15 protein-coding genes and 1 tRNA gene are annotated in these 17,329 nt (G+C 56.0%); 11 read left to right on the forward strand and 5 right to left on the reverse strand.

What is annotated here, in order from left to right; genetic code table 11:
* The first annotated feature begins 44 nt into the window (after nt 1-44).
* Nucleotides 45-2,738 (forward strand): cation-transporting P-type ATPase, encoded by a 2,694-nt coding sequence (locus CYD26_RS14830; protein ID WP_102052951.1) that lies wholly within the window; start codon nt 45-47, stop codon nt 2,736-2,738.
* A gap of 24 nt (nt 2,739-2,762) precedes the next feature.
* Here CYD26_RS14830 and CYD26_RS14835 read toward each other — a convergent pair whose 3' ends face one another.
* The 3 genes from CYD26_RS14835 to CYD26_RS14845 all read right to left on the reverse strand — a co-directional run bounded on the left by CYD26_RS14835 (nt 2,763) and on the right by CYD26_RS14845 (nt 4,990).
* Complete coding sequence (locus CYD26_RS14835) at nt 2,763-3,371, reverse strand: trimeric intracellular cation channel family protein (protein ID WP_102052952.1); 609 nt, start codon at nt 3,369-3,371, stop codon at nt 2,763-2,765.
* Between the two features lie 141 nt (nt 3,372-3,512).
* Complete coding sequence (locus CYD26_RS14840; RefSeq protein WP_102052953.1) at nt 3,513-4,766, reverse strand: HipA domain-containing protein; 1,254 nt, start codon at nt 4,764-4,766, stop codon at nt 3,513-3,515.
* Nucleotides 4,763-4,990, reverse strand: coding sequence for a helix-turn-helix domain-containing protein (locus CYD26_RS14845; RefSeq protein ID WP_065761721.1), 228 nt, complete (start codon nt 4,988-4,990; stop codon nt 4,763-4,765). The genes CYD26_RS14840 and CYD26_RS14845 overlap by 4 nt, the downstream gene beginning before the upstream one ends.
* Before the next feature lie 423 nt (nt 4,991-5,413).
* Between CYD26_RS14845 and CYD26_RS14850 the strand changes: the two genes are divergently transcribed.
* The 7 genes from CYD26_RS14850 (at nt 5,414) to CYD26_RS14880 (ending at nt 11,850) form a co-directional block, all read left to right on the forward strand.
* The gene (locus CYD26_RS14850; protein ID WP_102052954.1) at nt 5,414-6,022 is read left to right on the forward strand and encodes a dTMP kinase; all 609 of its coding nucleotides are present in this window, start codon (nt 5,414-5,416) and stop codon (nt 6,020-6,022) included.
* Nucleotides 6,023-6,297: 275 nt separating this feature from the next.
* Nucleotides 6,298-6,852, forward strand: coding sequence for a helix-turn-helix domain-containing protein (locus CYD26_RS14855; protein ID WP_102052955.1), 555 nt, complete (start codon nt 6,298-6,300; stop codon nt 6,850-6,852).
* Nucleotides 6,853-6,879: 27 nt separating this feature from the next.
* Entirely contained in the window at nt 6,880-8,226 is a 1,347-nt protein-coding gene (locus CYD26_RS14860) for a glutamine synthetase family protein (RefSeq protein WP_102052956.1), read from the forward strand.
* Nucleotides 8,227-8,306: 80 nt separating this feature from the next.
* The gene (locus CYD26_RS14865) at nt 8,307-9,080 is read left to right on the forward strand and encodes a gamma-glutamyl-gamma-aminobutyrate hydrolase family protein (protein WP_102052957.1); all 774 of its coding nucleotides are present in this window, start codon (nt 8,307-8,309) and stop codon (nt 9,078-9,080) included.
* Between the two features lie 69 nt (nt 9,081-9,149).
* On the forward strand, nt 9,150-10,508 hold the full coding sequence (locus CYD26_RS14870) for an aspartate aminotransferase family protein (protein WP_102052958.1): 1,359 nt from the start codon (nt 9,150-9,152) through the stop codon (nt 10,506-10,508).
* Nucleotides 10,509-11,038: 530 nt separating this feature from the next.
* Nucleotides 11,039-11,593 carry a helix-turn-helix domain-containing protein gene (locus CYD26_RS14875; protein WP_102052959.1) on the forward strand — a complete coding sequence of 185 codons (555 nt, stop codon included), beginning with the start codon at nt 11,039-11,041 and terminating at the stop codon, nt 11,591-11,593.
* A gap of 181 nt (nt 11,594-11,774) precedes the next feature.
* A tRNA-Phe gene (locus tag CYD26_RS14880) sits at nt 11,775-11,850 on the forward strand.
* Nucleotides 11,851-12,124: 274 nt separating this feature from the next.
* On the opposite strand, the gene CYD26_RS14890 is transcribed toward CYD26_RS14880, so the two are convergent.
* Together CYD26_RS14890 and CYD26_RS14895 are read right to left on the reverse strand one after the other, a co-directional pair.
* Complete coding sequence (locus CYD26_RS14890) at nt 12,125-12,793, reverse strand: GntR family transcriptional regulator (RefSeq protein ID WP_102052960.1); 669 nt, start codon at nt 12,791-12,793, stop codon at nt 12,125-12,127.
* A 67-nt stretch (nt 12,794-12,860) separates the two neighbouring features.
* Complete coding sequence (locus CYD26_RS14895; protein WP_102052961.1) at nt 12,861-13,595, reverse strand: SDR family NAD(P)-dependent oxidoreductase; 735 nt, start codon at nt 13,593-13,595, stop codon at nt 12,861-12,863.
* Between the two features lie 185 nt (nt 13,596-13,780).
* On the opposite strand from CYD26_RS14895, the gene CYD26_RS14900 reads away from it, so the two are divergent.
* From CYD26_RS14900 to CYD26_RS14910, 3 genes are read left to right on the forward strand one after another with little or no spacing between them, the layout of a single operon-like run.
* Nucleotides 13,781-14,812, forward strand: a complete 1,032-nt coding sequence (locus CYD26_RS14900; RefSeq protein ID WP_102052962.1) for a polyamine ABC transporter substrate-binding protein — start codon at nt 13,781-13,783, stop codon at nt 14,810-14,812.
* Nucleotides 14,813-14,869: 57 nt separating this feature from the next.
* Nucleotides 14,870-15,937, forward strand: coding sequence for a phosphotransferase (locus tag CYD26_RS14905; RefSeq protein ID WP_102052963.1), 1,068 nt, complete (start codon nt 14,870-14,872; stop codon nt 15,935-15,937).
* Complete coding sequence (locus CYD26_RS14910) at nt 15,934-17,274, forward strand: aspartate aminotransferase family protein (protein WP_102052964.1); 1,341 nt, start codon at nt 15,934-15,936, stop codon at nt 17,272-17,274. Before CYD26_RS14905 ends, CYD26_RS14910 begins: the two co-directional genes overlap by 4 nt.
* Nucleotides 17,275-17,329 lie beyond the last annotated feature (55 nt).

The following is a 17,329-nucleotide window of genomic DNA, read 5'->3' on the forward strand; positions in this document are numbered from 1 at the left end:
GTGATTGAAGCGGTCCATTCCTTTTCGGCACCAATGGCACGCACATGAACATACATCAGCAGTCGGTTACCGATGCCCTGGCCAGCCTCCACACCACGGCCCAGGGGTTGTCTTCTGGCGAGGCACAGCGGCGCTTGCAGCAGTTCGGGCCAAACCACGTGGCACCGGCCAAGCGCCGAAACCGCTTGTGGGCATTGCTCGCAGAGTTCACGCAACTGTTCTCCGTTGTGCTCTGGATTGCTGCACTGCTGGCCTTTGCCGTTGAATGGCAGGTACCCGGTGAGGGCATGGGGCGCCTTGGCGTGGCTATCGTTGCCGTCATCCTGATTAGCGGGGTGTTCTCATACTGGCAGGAGTACCGCATCGAAAAGGCTTTAAGCGCCTTGGTCAAGTTGTTGCCACAGCAGGTGCAGGTACAACGTGATGGAACCGTTCAAGCGATCATGATTGATGATCTGGTGCCCGGGGACCTGATGCTGTTAGCGGAAGGCGACAGTGTCCCTGCGGATGGTCGGCTGATCGAAGCCTCTGGCATGCGGGTCAACAACGCCACGATCACCGGCGAAGCCACTGCCGAACTGCGCGATGCATCTGCCTGCGACAGTGAAGACCGGCTGCATGCCCGCAACATCGTGCTGGCCGGTACATCCATCACGTCCGGTAAAGGCACTGCCGTCGTATTTGCCACGGGGCTCCACACCGAGTTCGGGCGAATTGCACACCTGACTCAAGTCAGCGGTGATCAGATGTCGCCGTTGCGTCTTCAGATCATCCGCCTGAGCCGAAGCATCCTGGCACTTTCATTGGGCATCAGCGTGCTGTTTTTCTTTCTGGGCAACCTGTTTGGCGTTCCGTTCTGGGAAGACTTGATCTTCGCCATCGGCCTGATTGTGGCGATGGTACCTGAAGGGCTCTTGCCGACACTGACGTTGGCGCTGGTGCTGGCTACTCAGCGCATGGCTCGCCAGCAGGTACTGATTCGACACTTGCCGTGTGTGGAAGCGTTGGGGTCTGTGACGGTGATCTGTACCGACAAGACCGGGACACTGACGCAAAACCGCATGACCGTACAAACCCTATGGCTGGACGGCAGTGAGTACCCGGACGTCGAGCAAGGCCTGCCACCGACATTGTGCGAGGCGAACCTGCCGTTTTTCTGGGTTGCCGGGCTTTGCCATAACGTGCGCCTTGTCGGGCAGGGTGAAACCGCGACGTACTGTGGCGACCCGATGGAGCAAGCGCTGATGCACATGGCCGCGCCACAGATCGCCCCGTGGAATGGGGCACAGCGTATCGACGAGCTGCCTTTCGACGCCGTTCGCATGTGTATGTCGGTGATTTATGACCTCCCCGAAGGGCGGGTGTTGCTGTGCAAAGGGGCATTGGAAAAATTGCTGCCGCTGTGCGAGTCGACCTGGAATTTGCAGCGCCCAGAACCGCTTTCACGCGAGCTGAGGGCGAACATTCTCAACGCGCAAGAACGCATGGCCGATCGAGGGTTGCGTGTCCTGGCGCTGGCCTGGCGATGGTTGCCACCTGGGCAGGAACCGTGTGAGCGAGGCTTGATACTGGCAGGGCTCGCAGGCCTGCAGGACCCACCGAGGCCAGAGGTGCCTGCGGCAATCATGGCCTGTCGGCAGGCCGGCATCAAAACCATCATGGTCACGGGTGATCATCCTAACACCGCGGTTGCCATTGCCCGGCAGATTGGCCTTGTGACCATTGCGTCGCCGCTGGTGCTCAGTGGCGAGCAGATCACGAACCTGTCGCATACCCAGCTACTGCTGGCGCTCGATGCACCGCAAATCATCTGTGCACGTATTTCGGCGGATCAGAAGCTGCGTATTGTCACGGCGCTTGAAGGCAAGGGCGAGATCGTTGCCGTCACGGGGGATGGGGTTAACGATGCGCCGGCGCTCAAGCATGCGCATGTCGGTATCGCCATGGGCGTATCGGGAACCGATGTCGCCAGGGAAGCGGCCGACATGGTGCTGCTGGACGACAACTTTGCGAGCATCGTTTCCGCCATCGCTGAAGGCCGGGCAGTCTTCGACAACATCCGCAAGTTCCTGACCTATATCCTGGCCCACAACATGGCTGAGCTGATCCCCTATCTGTGTTTCGCACTTGCCAGGGTTCCGCTGGCAATCACGCCGCTGCAGATGCTGGCCATCGACATGGGGACCGACTCATTGACCGCGCTGGGGCTTGGGGTAGAGCGGGCGGACGCGGATATCATGCGCAGGCCACCACGCCCTCCCAAGCAACGTCTGTTCAATCTGGCCTTGGCGTTACGAGGCTATCTGGTTCTCGGGCTTGTTGAAGCGCTTGGCACATTGGCAGCGTTCTTTTTTGTGCTGACGCGGGGAGGGTGGACGTGGGGGCAGGCACTGCCTTCCAGCGATGCGCTCTACTTGCAGGGAACCACGGCCAGCATGGTCGCAATCGTCGTGTTGCAGATCGTCAATGTCTTCATGTGCCGTAGCGCAAGCCGGTCTTGCCTGCAAACAGGGCTGCGGGGGAACCGCTTGATAACCTGGGGTGTCATGCTCGAGGTCTTGCTGATCCTGGTGTTCGCCTATACCCCTTGGGGCAACCAGTTGCTGGGAACCAGCCCGGTTTCCTGGCAGGTGTGGCTGTTGTTAATACCGTTCGTGCTGGCGCTGATCGGGCTTGAAGAGTTTCGCAAGTACTGGAGTCGACGCCGGATCTCGAGAAAGGCCGCACGTTACGTGTGAGCGGTCACGACCTTGGGCCAGTCCTTACCCTTGCTTGGTGGAGAAAATCGCGGGCATTTGCAGTTCCTTGTAGATGGCGAGAAACCTCAAGCCCGAGGTGAATATCAAGGCCACCCAACCGGCAATCCAGATCGACGGAAATGCACTGCGCAGCAGGACATAAAGGCTGCACCCAAACAGGATCGGCGTGGCGTAGATCTCACGTGAGATCAGCAGCGAGGGTCTTGCGGCCAGAACATCACGCGCGATACCACCTCCAATACTGGTCAACAGGCCCATCATCACCGCCAGCGGCGCAGCAAGATGCAGTCCCAGCACTTTCTCGGTAGCGACCAACCCAAAGAGGGCAGCCGCCAAGCCATCAAGGTAGAGCAACAGACGATAGCGTCGTTGCAGTCGCTTGGTGAGAAAAAAAGCCAGCAGCGCTGCGAACAAGGCAACCCAGATGTAGTTGAAATCTGCAATCCAGAATATCGGTTGATCGAGCAACAGGTCTCTAAGGGTGCCACCCCCAATTGCCGTGATGATGCCCAGGACCACGGCCCCAAACAAATCGACACCAACCTTATGGATCGCCAACACCCCGGTAATGGCAAACACGGCGGTGCCCAGCATTTCCTGAAAGTACAGCATGCTTGACTCCGCCCTCAGGTTATAAAGTGAACGACAGCTAAGTGAAGGTCCGTGCCTTTGCCGAGCTGCAATGCATCGCCGTCGGCAAGGATGTGCAATGTCTAATGGTAGCTACTGCAATTGGTTTCACAGATATCCCGATCAATCCTTCAGCTGTCGCACCATGTCAGCGATCACACCATGAACGATTCGCCTGACAAGCCTGCTCTCACCGGCATTCATTGCATGAGCGTATTCGTTCAGAATTGTGCTGGCTGCGTTGCTCACACCTTCGGCCAGTTCATTGATGATCTTGGTTGCCAGGGCTTTGTTCACGCCAATGGCTTCACCCAGGCTGATAACACCGGCCCTGGTGACCTCCGCATGCGTACGGATACCCTCTGGCTTCCACACCAGTTCGGCCTCTAGCCAAGGTGCTGCGGACTCTCCATAGACCGCCGTGCACAAGAGGTCGTAGTGAGGGGCAAGGTAGTAGGAGTCCGCACGCACGAAAAATGAGAGATTTTTCAGGTGGGCATCATTGTTGCCAACCAGGATGTTGAAGACCAACCACTTGAACAACTGTATCCGCGTCTGCGCAACGTTCCGCACGAGGCCCAGGATTTTTCGCAACGTTTCAGGCGTCGCCTGCTGATACTTGAAGCTTTTATCCAACCCCAGCATCTGGCAGGCATCCAACACGTGTTCCCGCTCTAGCCGATTGTTCACCCGTCGGCGGTCAAACCGCTCAATCAGGTACACCGGTTCAGGCACACGACGAATGTACACCGCCGGAACGCCCAGCTTTACTTCCTGGGCAATGCTCATCACAAACCACTCGTTGACGGCAGTTGCGTCATACAGATCGCGCTGAGAGTGATCAGGCTTGAGGATATGGGTGGAGGGGGTACTGCCCATAGGCTCAAACAGCTTGCCATTTTCCAGCACGACAGCCAGCTTGTGCTGTGCGCCGGCCAGCGACATGCGCTTCGGGGCGCCGGTGGTCAATGCAACGCGTGGTAGATTGCGAATCCTTTCGCTGAGTTCTGTATCGGGGAGCGGTCTGAGCCCACCCTCCGCTGGCAAGTGTGGGTCGTTGAGCAACGTCACTGCGCCGGCGGACTCGGCCCCGTAATAGCCAAGCAGGCCAAAGGCATCCGAAAATTCGATTTTTGCATCGCTGGCCAGTAATGAGCGCGCCTGCTCCTCAGGTAGCAGGTTGTCGAAGAACCATTGAACAGGGCGCTCTGAAGAACCATCAACGATCACGCCCTTTGCTCTTGCAAGGGCGGGAGACAGGTCGTAACCGTCGGCGCTGGCAATCCATTCAGGGGTGTATTCAAGGCTCCAGACGCCTGCGGTATCTCTCAACGTCGCGACGTGATTCGCGTTGATGACAACCTCGAGTGTTCTCATTTTCCGGGTATATCCATGTAGAGGCGTATGCCTAACTCCTGCATCACGAGCAGAACGCTGGCCAGAGAGACAGTGCCTTTTCCTGTCTCGATATCTCTCAGCAATACGTGACTCTTCCCAGCGATCAATGCCAGATCTGACTGAGTGATGCCTTGGGCCTTTCGAACCTTGCGTACCGCCTTCCCCAAGTCATCAGGGGTATGGATCTGTACGAGCGCGCTCATGGTGTGGTCAACCTGTCTGGCTGTCAGTAAAAACGAAGCTATGACTGCGATTATGTGGGCGAAACCCATGAAGTCAAGGAAAACTAAGCCATAGCTTCGTTTTTACGATTTGAGCCGGATATTCAATGAAAACGAAAGTATGGTTTCGTTTATATTGCTGGACGTGTTGAGCGTCAGAAAACAGTGCTGTGCTGATCAAGGGTGAGCAAATCGAATCACTGTTTGGTCAAGAGGGTAAAACAGCAGGGTGTTAGCCTATGCACCAGATCGCGCGGGCTAGATGACTTCCCTTGGGCAAAGCTGCGCCCGATCGCAGTGTTTTACCTGACAGCCCTCACTGCTTATATCCAATGGTCAAGGAAGCAAAATGCTATTGTGCGATTCGAGTCTTGGAAAAGACGTATATCACTCGTTATGTGAAGAATGAATCGTCAGTTATTTATTTCTCTGGATGGGCCCAAGGGGACCGGCAAAACCACACTGTTGGAGGCCGTTACGAAAGTGCTGAGGGCGGACAACAAGAAGGTGATCCGACTTTGCGAGAAAAAAAGCGATCCCTACAGGGGTGAAACGATGGCCCTCGTTAACACGCTCGTCAGAAATCCCAGCCGGGATTTGGAGTTGGGGGTTTGTGAACGCTTTGCTGATAGCCGTACCTGGATTTCCCAGCACGTGCTGGTTAAACAGCCACCGGACAGCATCATCTTGATCGATCGCTGGTACCCGTCGGATGCCGCGTTTCGCCGGATAGTCCCGTTTGCAGAGATTCTGCAGTTGAACATTGAGCGAAACGTGCGAGTGCCAGACCTGCATGTAGGGGTTGTCACCGCCCCTGATATCTCATGGGCGAGGGCAGCGGCACGGTCGCGTGGGCTGAGCAGTACGCTGCTCCATACCCAGGAGGAGCAGGTCGCGAGTACCAAGGCGTTCGAGCGAGCGATTGCCGATCACGGCTGGTTTCTGTGCCGCAATGAAGGAACGCTCGAAGACGCAACGATGCTGGTGGTTTCCGAGATTTACAGGCTGCTTTGATGCCCCGTGACAGACGCTAGAACATGACGTTTCCAAGACGCAGCGACCGCTTGGCCTGCCTCTTCAGCGTGAGCTTTTGCTCCGTCCCCTTCGTTTGAATCAAACCCTATGACCTGAGTAGCTGGCGCTGGATTTCACCCAGCGCTTGCTGCTGCGCCAGCACCTGCCTTGACCAATGGTCCGGCCAAATTCAGCGTTCGACTTGACCTGTGAAATTTTTCATGTATTTTTTCATGAAAAATAACTCAAATATTTTCACGGCATGCTCCTGAACAATGAATATGCACGAAGAAGTCGAAGGCCTGGCGATCTTTATCCACGATCTGCGCACATTCAAGAACCTGACACTGGGCGAATTGGCTGAACGTGTCGATCGTTCGGATGACTTTCTTTCCAAGGTTGAACAGGGGGTGTCGCGCCCGACAGTGGCGGACCTCACGGCTATCAGCGAAACACTCGGTGTATCGACCGCGTACTTTTACAACCTGAGTAAGCCCCGTGGCATCACTTGGGTTACTCGCCCCCATGAGCGGCGCACACTGTACCTCGGCTCAGGTATTACCGATGTACTGGCCTCGCCTCGTATTACTGGCAGCTTCTCCATGCTCGACAGCCGTCTTGAGCCGGGTGCCACCAGTGGCGATCAGTACCTGAGCGACCGTTCTGAGCAGGGCTGTTTCGTGCTCGAAGGCGAACTGACGGTTTGGCTGGAAGACGCCGACCCCGTGACACTCCATGCAAACGACAGCTTCCAGCTGCAACCCCACACGCATTTCCGTTACGCCAACCTGACGGACAACCTCACCCGCGTGTTCTGGGTATTCAATTGAATTCGTTCACCTCACAAGGAAAAGAAGATGAGTGCCATCTTTCCGGATCTGCTGACTGAAGTGCGCTCTTTTCGAGCGAAGTACCCTGAAGTTCGTTACGTGGACTTGATTGCGCTGGATATTCCCGGGCACTTCTATGGCAAGCGCTACCCCATGGATATGCTTGAGAAAGTCGCAGCGGGTGCACCCCTGAAGTTGCCTCAGAACTGTGTACTGCTGGGTACCCAGGGCGGCCTGTACAATATTGGCGACTATTGCTTTGCCGATGGCGACCCGGATGCATCACGGCGCCTGGTGCCGGGTACGTTGAAACCGGTGCGCTGGGAAAAGGACGTGATCGCGCAGATGCTGATCACTTCGGACGGCACCTCGAAGCCTATCGAGTTCGAGCCCCGTGAAGTGCTGGCCCGTGTGATCGAACGCCTTGCCCGACGTGGCGTGCGCCCGGTGGTTGCCTTCGAACTTGAGTTCTACCTGTTCGATCGCAAGCTTAAGGACGGCCTGCCACAGTTCCCACGCGATACGTCGACCGATGATGAAGACGACCAGCCGAACATGCATATCGAACGACTGTCGCGTTTTTCGTCGGTACTGCACGAAATGGTCGATGTCGCCAACGAGCAGGGCGTGCCGGCGAATGTCATTACGGCAGAACTGGGCCCTGGCCAATTCGAAATCAACTTCTCTCACAGTGATGATGCCCTGAGTGCGGCGGACTGGTCGGCGCTGTTCTGTCGCAGTACCCGCGGCGTTGCGATGAAACACGGCTATCGCGCCAGCTTCATGAGCAAGCCTTATCTGGACGCTCCGGGCAGTGGGATGCATGTACATGTCAGCCTGTACGACGAGGCCGGAAACAACCTCCTGGCACGCTTCGAACAGCGCAACCTGCGCCATGCGGTGGCGGGTTGCCTGGAATTGCTGCCCCATTGCATGCCTATCTTCGCGCCCAACCACAACGCCTACCGCCGCTACGGCGCGATGGTCAACGCTGCAAGCCTTGCTAGCTGGGGCTTTGAAGACCGAGACGCGTGCATTCGCATTCCCGAGTCCGACCCGCGCAACCTGCGTATCGAACACCGGCTGGCTGGCGCCGATGCCAACCCATATCTGGTACTGGCGGCCATTCTGACGGGGATGGAGCACGGCCTGGATCGCGGCGTCGAACCCATTGCGCCGCTGAACGACAACCGCCAGAGCGGCATCGACTTCCCCAAGGATGCGCTGAGTGCAGTGGCTGCCATGCGCCACCATCCGGTGATCAATGAAGGGCTGGGCAGTGAGTTCGTGATGGTCTATTGCGAAAACAAGCGCCAGGAGCAACTGGATTTTCTGAATGAAATCAATGCGCGCGAATATCGCTGGTTTTTGTAAGTCCTGATGCTCTCGTTACGCCGCACGCTCTACCTACACGTTTGAATACAACTCGAAAGATTGATTTGCCGGAGAATGATATGCCACGTGTGCCAGTTATCGGCATCACTGCATGCACCAGCGAAATTGAGCTGCATGCTACCCAGACCATCAGTGAGAAGTATGCCCGTGCTGCGAGCAAGGCGGCGTGCGGTTTGCCGATTGTGATTCCCAGTCTCGCCGACCTGATGGATACCGCCGACATCATTGACCTGGTGGATGGGCTGATCTTCACCGGCTCGCCATCCAATATAGAACCGTTCCATTACAACGGTCCGGCCAGTGCGCCGGGCAGCCATCACGACCCAGCGCGTGATGCCACGACCTTGCCACTCATGCGTGCGGCTATCGCGGCGGGTGTTCCGGTGCTCGGTATTTGCCGTGGCTTTCAGGAGATGAATGTGGCGCTGGGAGGCACCCTCCACCAGAAAGTTCATGAGACCGGTTTGTTCATGGACCATCGTGAGGTCAAGGGTGAACCCATGGAAAAGCAATATGGCCCACGCCACAAGATGCATATACAGCCGGGCGGCGTGATGGATCGCATGGGCTTGCCGCCGATCATCGATGTCAATTCCATACATGGCCAGGGCATTGATGCACTGGCGCCTGGGCTAAGAGTGGAAGCACGCGCACCCGATGGATTGGTGGAAGCGATCTCGGTTGAAAACAGCAAGGGTTTTGCCCTGGCCGTTCAATGGCATCCAGAGTTTCAGGTACTTGAAAACCCGCATTACCTAACGATCTTCCAGTCATTTGGAAAAGCCTGTCGGCAACGCTCGGTACTGCGCCAACTGATGCTGAAGTCCGCCTGAAAACTGGCCGTTATCAATATAAAAAAATGCCCACGCAGCCAAGCTGCGTATTTTGATGGAGAGAAGTAGATGAGTGAAAAGAATTCGCAAACGCTTGCCTGGCAAGCGATGAGCCGTGATCATCATCTGGCACCCTTCAGCGATGTCAAACAACTTGCCGAGAAAGGCCCACGCATCATCACCTCGGCGAAGGGCGTGTACCTGTGGGACAGCGAAGGCAACAAGATTCTCGATGGCATGGCTGGCCTGTGGTGCGTGGCAGTCGGCTACGGTCGTGACGAACTGGCCGAGGTGGCCAGCCGGCAGATGAAGGAACTGCCGTACTACAACCTGTTCTTCCAGACCGCGCACCCGCCAGCGCTGGAACTGGCCAAGGCGATTGCCGATGTGGCCCCGCAAGGTATGAGCCATGTGTTTTTCACTGGCTCCGGCTCCGAAGGCAACGACACCGTATTGCGCCTGGTTCGCCATTACTGGGCGATCAAGGGCAAGAAGGACAAGAAGGTCATCATTGGCCGCATCAACGGCTACCACGGCTCCACCGTGGCTGGCGCGGGCCTTGGCGGCATGGCCGGCATGCACCAGCAGGGCGGCCTGATCCCGGATATCGTGCACATCCCGCAACCTTACTGGTTCGGCGAAGGCGGCGACATGACCGAAGCTGAGTTCGGCGTGTGGGCGGCGGAGCAGTTGGAGAAGAAGATTCTGGAAGTCGGCGAGAACAATGTCGCCGCCTTTATCGCCGAGCCGATCCAGGGCGCCGGCGGCGTGATCATCCCGCCGCAGACCTACTGGCCGAAGGTCAAGGAAATCCTCGCCAAGTACGACATCCTCTTTGTCGCCGACGAAGTGATCTGCGGCTTTGGCCGTACCGGTCAGTGGTTTGGTTCTGACTACTACGGCCTCAAGCCCGACCTGATGACCATCGCCAAGGGCCTCACCTCCGGTTACATCCCCATGGGCGGTGTGATCGTGCGTGACGAAGTGGCCAAGGTGATCAGCGAAGGCGGCGACTTCAACCACGGCTTCACCTATTCCGGCCACCCGGTAGCGGCGGCGGTGGGCCTGGAAAACCTGCGTATCCTGCGAGAAGAGAAGATTATCGAGCAGGTTCGCGAAGTGACCGCGCCGTATCTGCAAAAACGCCTGCGTGAACTGGCTGACCACCCGCTGGTGGGCGAAGTGCGCGGCCTGGGCATGCTTGGTGCGATCGAGCTGGTGAAGGATAAGGCCACGCGGGCGCGTTACGAAGGCAAGGGTGTCGGCATGGTTTGCCGCCAGCACTGTTTCGACAACGGCCTGATCATGCGCGCGGTGGGCGACACCATGATCATCGCACCACCGCTGGTGATCAGCATTGAAGAGATCGACGAATTGGTGGAAAAGGCGCGCAAGTGCCTGGACCTGACCTATCAGGCTATCCATTAACACATAGCAGCTCGGCATGATTCTGCTGACAGTCTGCAGACTCATGCCGAGGTGCTCGCTTTGCGCTCAGTCGCTGAAAGGAATCACCCTTCAGAGCCCTTGATCTTGACTTGCCCTGGTACATCGTCAGGGTTTTGCCCCGCTAGCGACAACGTGCACCGCTCGACGCTGCGGCCGAGTTTCGTGACGCGCTTGATTTGTGAAATTATTCATGTATTTTTTCATGAAAATAACTAAATAATTTTACAGCTGCGCTTAACCATGGCCCACAAGCTCGCTTCACAGCATGCTGCTCGCGATACTGACATCTTGCCTGGCCGACCTCTGCGCAGCGCTTTGGGGGCGATGGGTTCTATCTCCTCTGCTCTCTACCCTCACGTTTCACAAAAATTTCGGCAGCTCCGGTGTTGATTGACACGTATGTGAACCGTGTCCTGGACAATAAGGCGCAAGCATTCGTGTTGTCGGTTTTTGAGGCGTTGAGCAAGGGCTTTTCAGCGCATGCACTTTTTTGATCTATGGGTTTAATGATGAAAATGCACGAAGAAGTTGAAGGCCTGGCGATACTTATTCGCGACTTGCGCAAATTCAAAGGGCTGACGCTGGGCGAGCTGGCTCAACGCATTGGCCGATCGGTTGGCTTTCTTTCCCAGGTTGAACGGGGTGTGTCGCGTCCAACCGTGGCGGACCTGACGGCTATCAGCGAAACACTCGGTGTATCAACAGCCTATTTTTACAACCTGAACAAGCCCCGTGACCTTAGTTGGGTAACGCGTCCGCATGAACGTCGTACGCTGTATTTCGGAGGTGGTATTACCGATGTCCTGGTCTCGCCCACGATAGCTGGAGGCTTCTCCATGCTTGACAGCCGTCTTGAGCCTGGGGCAACCAGTGGGGAAGAGTACCTGGACGACAGTTCGGAGCAGGGCTGCTTCGTGCTTGAAGGCGAGCTGACCGTCTGGCTGGATGAGGGCGATCCCGTGACGCTCTACGCAAACGATAGTTTTCAGCTACAACCCCATGCAAGCTTCCGTTATGCCAACCTGACGGACGCGCTCACCCGCGTGCTCTGGGTGTTCAATTGAGTGTGATCAGGCTCAATTGTTCATCGTGTTCGCGACCTTGCGAGAGAGGCATCAGCTTTATTTAGCGCTAATAGCTTCGTGGCTTTTCCACATTACGGAAAATCCTAAGCATAGGATTTAGTTGATTTTTTTTGATTTCGTGCTTGACGCCCCAGCCGTAAAAACGTTTAATTTCGCTGCGGCTCAGATAGCTCAGTCGGTAGAGCAGGGGATTGAAAATCCCCGTGTCGGCGGTTCGATTCCGTCTCTGGGCACCACTACTTCTAAACCCCTGACTCCTAATGGTTTCAGGGGTTTTCTATTTTTAGCGACCGCAGCTATTTGAGCCATCAGATGGACGTGGCCAAGCTATCCATGCATCGTGACTTGGCACGTTTCGACTTCAGCGCTTACTACGACGATTGCATCAGGCACGAACTCGCACGTACAGGATGTCAGCTATCCCAATGCGCACCGCATTTATGTTGTCATCCATCGTGGCCAACGCCCCGGTAACGTTGCCAAAACCCAGCCTCAACAGACGCAGGGTATTCAATCATGCTCAAGTTGAACGTATTCCAACATTTTCTGACTCCCATCAAGAATGTCACTGCAGATTGCCTTGCGAGCTCTAGCGCCATCCCGTTTCTTGAGCGCGTCGAGTACATCCCAGTGATGGTCAATCGCCATGCGCTCGTTGAAGCTTCCATAGGCGCGAGCAATCAGCGGCCCAGTACGCATCCACAAGCCGTCCAGCAGGCTTGCAAGTACCGGCATATCAGCGATTTCCGTCAAGCTGAAGTGAAACTCGTGATTGAAGGTCAATGCTGACGTCAAGTCATTGCCTTTAATCGCTGCGAGGTTGTTTTGAATGCAGGTTTCCAGCCGTATCAACTGCTGCGGGGTCGCTAAGGACGCGGCGGTTTCGGCTGCCAATCCTTCGAGCGAGAGCCGAATGCTTCTGATTTCCAGGTACTGCTTGGAGGTCAGTACTGGGACGCGAATGTCTCTCGGCGTCTTGAGAACAAGAGCCTGCTCCTTCGCCAATTGAAGAATGGCATCCCGAACAGGCGTGACACTCGTACCTAATTGTTCAGCAAGATCGCGTATGCGTAGCCGGTCGTTAGGCTGGAAGCGGCCTGTGATCAAAGCTTCCCGTAGCAAGCCATAGATACCGCTGCCAAGATAGGAGCGTTTTAGGTTCTCAATAGGGTAATTCATCGCGTACTCGTGTGCGGCACATGCCCGGCTGGATAGGGGAGGCTACCGGCAGCGATTATCGAGTAACTCAGACATGTTGCCCACCGTTTACGTGAATTTCTGCGCCATTGATATACGAAGCGCCGTGCGTGCAGAGGAAATGCACAAGTGCGGCGACTTCCTCTGGCTTACCCATGCGTTTCATTGGAATCGATCGCTCAACTATCAGCTCGGTGCCGGCGGAGAGGATGGAGGTATCGATCTCCCCGGGAGCGATTGCGTTTACGCGAACACCGTGAGGCCCGAAGTCATGTGCCATCTCACGAGTCAGGGCGGATAGCGCCGCTTTCGAGCAGGCGTAAGCGACACCTGCAAACGGGTGGACGCGCGAACCCGCAATGGAGGTGACGTTAATTACTGAGCCTTTTGCCCTCTTGAGCTCCTCAAAAAGCCCCTGAGCCAGCAGTGCTGTCGAGAAGATGTTCACATTGAAAACGTTCAGCCAGGTCGAATAGTCGGATTCCAAAACCCCTAGCCGCTCCCCATCTGAGCCTTTTGGTGAAATGCCGGCGTTGTTAACCAGGGCATCCAGTCGGCCACCGAGCTTCTCTCTTATTTCCGGCAGTCTGCTCTGTACATCCTCCACGTTCCCGAGGTCGAGGTGAATGTGGTTGGCCATCCCTTCGGCCCATGGGCAGCCTTCGCCCAGATCCTGCCTCGAAGCGGTAAAGACTCGCCAACCCGCGGCGCTGAAATGTTTCACGGTCGCATGGCCTATGCCACGGCTCGCACCGGTGAGAAGCAGAGTACGTTGATCGGTCATGGCGGGATCCCTCTCAGTGGTGAGAACAAGTGTAGCGCAAAATATGATGCATCATATTTATTATGTGTTTTAATGAATTCTGTCCCCACCGGGGGAAGCGTCACATTCGATCGATTGCTGCCACTACAAGAAAACTGCCATCCCTTTAAAGCTGCCCACGACCCGTAGCTGACCTGGAGAGACGCATGAATAAGAAAATCGCAGCTGTACTTTTGCTTGGAACAATTGCAGGCCCGCTGAGTGCCGCTGAAAAGCTAACCGTGGTTTCCTTTGGCGGGAACAATCGCCAGGCTCAAGAAAAGGCGTTCTACAAACCCTTCACAGCCAAGAGCGCCGCGACCATAACGGCTGATGACTACAATGGCGAAATGGCTAAGATCAAGGTGATGGCCGACACCGGTAAAACCAGTTGGGATGTTGTGGAGGTCGAATCTCCTGAGCTCATCCGTGGTTGCAGTGAGGGGTTGTTCGAGCCCTTGGACTGGAGCCGGATAGGGAAGAAGGAGGATTTCATTCCTGCCGCTGTCAGCGACTGTGGCGTCGGCATTTTCATCTGGTCGACTGTGCTGACCTATGATCCCAAGAAGCTAGCCTCTAGCCCGCAAGGTTGGGCCGACTTTTGGAACATGAAAAAATATCCCGGTAAGCGAGGCCTTCGTCGCGGAGCGAAATTTACGCTGGAGTTCGCGCTGCTTGCGGACGGAGTAAGCAACCAAGACATCTACAAGCTTCTCGGCACTGAAGCGGGTATTCAACGCGCTTTCAAAAAGCTCGACGAAATCAAATCCAACATCCAATGGTGGGATTCCGGCGCGCAGCCTCTGCAATGGCTGGTAGCCGGTGACGTGGTCATGACCTCCGCCTACAACGGTCGTGTCACCTCTGCCCAAGAGGAAGGCCAGTCATTTGCAATGCAATGGAATGGAAGCCTTTACGACCTCGACCACTGGGCGATCGTGAAAGGATCTCCGAAAAAGGAATTGGCAGAGAGCTTCATCGCCTTCGCTAGCGAGCCTGTTCAACAGAAGAATTACGTCGAAGCCATTCCCTATGGGCCCAGCAACACAAACGCGATGAGCTTGGTAGATAAACGTGTTGGCGAAAAACTCCCGACTGCACCCGAAAATCTAAAAAACGCCCGGGCTACCGACGCCGAGTTTTGGATCGATCATGGTGAAGATCTGGAGGAGCGATTCAACGCTTGGGTCAATAAGTGATGCATGGTGCCCTTGGAAACAGGGGCGCCATTCGAAAGCCGGATGAGGACGTGAGTCATGCCACTTGAAAATTTAGCTGTTGATGACAGCTTACTGGAAGCTGCTCCAGCTCTGGTTACTGATGCACAAGCGTCCGCAGTGCTCCAGCAGCAATTTGGTTTAAGCGGCAAGCTCGAAAAATTGGGCGGAGAGCGAGACCTCAATTTCCGCGTGATTCTTGAAGACGGGTCATCTCGTTTGTTCAAGCTCTCCCATCCGCTTGAGAACCCCGATGTGGTCGACTTCCACAACCAGGCGATGCGAAGAATCGAGCGTCGAGATCCCGAGCTTCCGGTTCAACGCGTGCATCCGTCACTTGAGGGCCAATACGCCACCTCTGTTGAGATTGATGGGCAGCGCATGCTAGCTCGACTCCTGTCTTTTGAAGACGGTATGCCTCTTAATTGTGTGAGTCACACCACAACGGCGTTTCGCCGAGTCATTGGGCAGTCCATTGCTCGGCTTGACGTAGCGCTGGAAGGTTTCACTCATCCGGCCGCCGGGCATGCTCTGCTCTGGGACATGCAGCATGCCCCGCACCTTCGACCGCTCCTGATTCACATCGAGCCTGGTCAGGAGCGAAGCATGGTCGAGCAAAGTCTTGACCTGTACGAATCCGTCGTCTTGCCCCGGATCCCTCGGCTCCGAAAGCAAGTTATTCACAATGACACGAACCCGCACAACATTATCGTGGATGCCAAGAGCCCTAATGTGCTGCGGAGCATCCTTGATTTCGGTGACATGGTGTACGCACCATTGGTCAACGAAGTAGCGGTTGCCGCTTCATACCACCTTGGGCAGGTCGGAGATGTCCTGGAGCCGGCATTGGATGTCATTGGCGCTTACCACCAGCACAATCGGCTTACGCATGATGAGTTGGCGCTGCTGCCGGAGCTGCTGGCCACGCGGTTGGCATTGGCCCTTTGCATCAACTCATGGCGCGCCGAGCTCCATCCTGAGAATCGCAAGTACATCCTTCGAAACGCCCAGCGCGCGTGGGCAAATTTGAAGGCAATGTCGTCTCTGTCTCGATCTGAAATTGAAGATCGAATTTCTTCAGCGTGCCTGCGAGAGGTCAAAGCATGAGCATGATCAACGGTTTCACTTCAGAGGACGCAACCCGGCTTTCGGAAACGGAACGACGCTTGATTGAACGCCGCGAGCGTCTGTTGGGCCCTGCGTACCGTCTTTTCTACGAACGACCGCTCCATACCGTTCGAGGGGAGGGCGTTTGGCTCTACGATGAGCAGGGCCGTCGTTATCTGGATGCCTATAACAACGTCGCTTCCATTGGTCACTGCCATCCCCGAGTGGTTGAGGCAATGTATCGGCAGTCACTTCTGCTGAACACGCATACCCGCTACCTGCAAGAGGGGATTCTCGATTATGCCGAACAGCTGTTGGGCACATTCTCTGGTGACTTGGATCGAGTCATGTTCACGTGTACCGGGAGTGAAGCGAATGACCTCGCCCTTCGGATCGCCAAGCAGTACACAGGCGGTACCGGCGTCATCATCACCCAATTTGCCTACCACGGTGTAACTGGAGATATAGCCGAGCTATCGCCGTCGCTCGGTCGCGGCATGGTGCTCCCGGAGCATGTCCGTACCGTTCGCGCACCTGACGCTTACCGTCTGGGGGCCGAAAACGTGGCGTCGATTTTCGCCGCAGACGTACGTGCCGCGATCGATGACTTGAACGCGCACGGTATCCGTCCCGCGGCTATTTTGCTGGATGGCATCTTCTCCAGCGACGGTGTCCTGCCGGGGCCAGTTGGTTTCCTCGCTGAAGGTGTTGCATTGGCCCAGGCAGAAGGAATGTTGTACATCGCAGATGAGGTACAGCCAGGCTTTGCTCGTACCGGTCTGAACATGTGGGGTTTTTCGAGGCATAACGTGCGTCCGGATATTGTCACGCTCGGTAAGCCCATGGGTAATGGTCAGCCCATAGCCGGTATCGTTGGACGCTCTGAGGTAGTTGATGACTTCGGAAAGAACATGCGCTACTTCAATACTTTTGGAGGCAACCCAGTCTCGTGTGCAGCAGGCCAAGCTGTCCTGGACGTCATCCAGGAAGAACATCTGCAGCAGAGATCGCATGACATTGGCGGTTATCTGCTGAGTGGCCTGACAAAGCTTGCGGAGCGCCATGAAATGATCGGTGACGTCAGGGGGGCTGGCATGTTCCTCGGTGTTGAGCTCGTCACTGACCGTGCGACGAAGAGACCTGCAGCCGAGCAGGCTCGCAAGATCGTCAACTCAATGCGTGAGCATGGGGTGCTGATTAGTGCCGCCGGCCCGCTCGAAAACGTGCTCAAGATACGACCGCTATTGGCGTTTACGAAAGAGCATGCGGAGATTCTTATCGAGGCGGTCGATGTCGCAATGCAAGGGGTTCATTGTGAATCGCCCCTGGTTTCGTAGACACCTCCAAGCCTCATAATGAGGCCCAAATAGGAGGTGCCATGAGTCGTCAGCG

This window comes from Pseudomonas sp. FFUP_PS_473 (assembly GCF_002858665.1).
Taxonomy (GTDB): Bacteria; Pseudomonadota; Gammaproteobacteria; order Pseudomonadales; family Pseudomonadaceae; genus Aquipseudomonas; species Aquipseudomonas defluvii.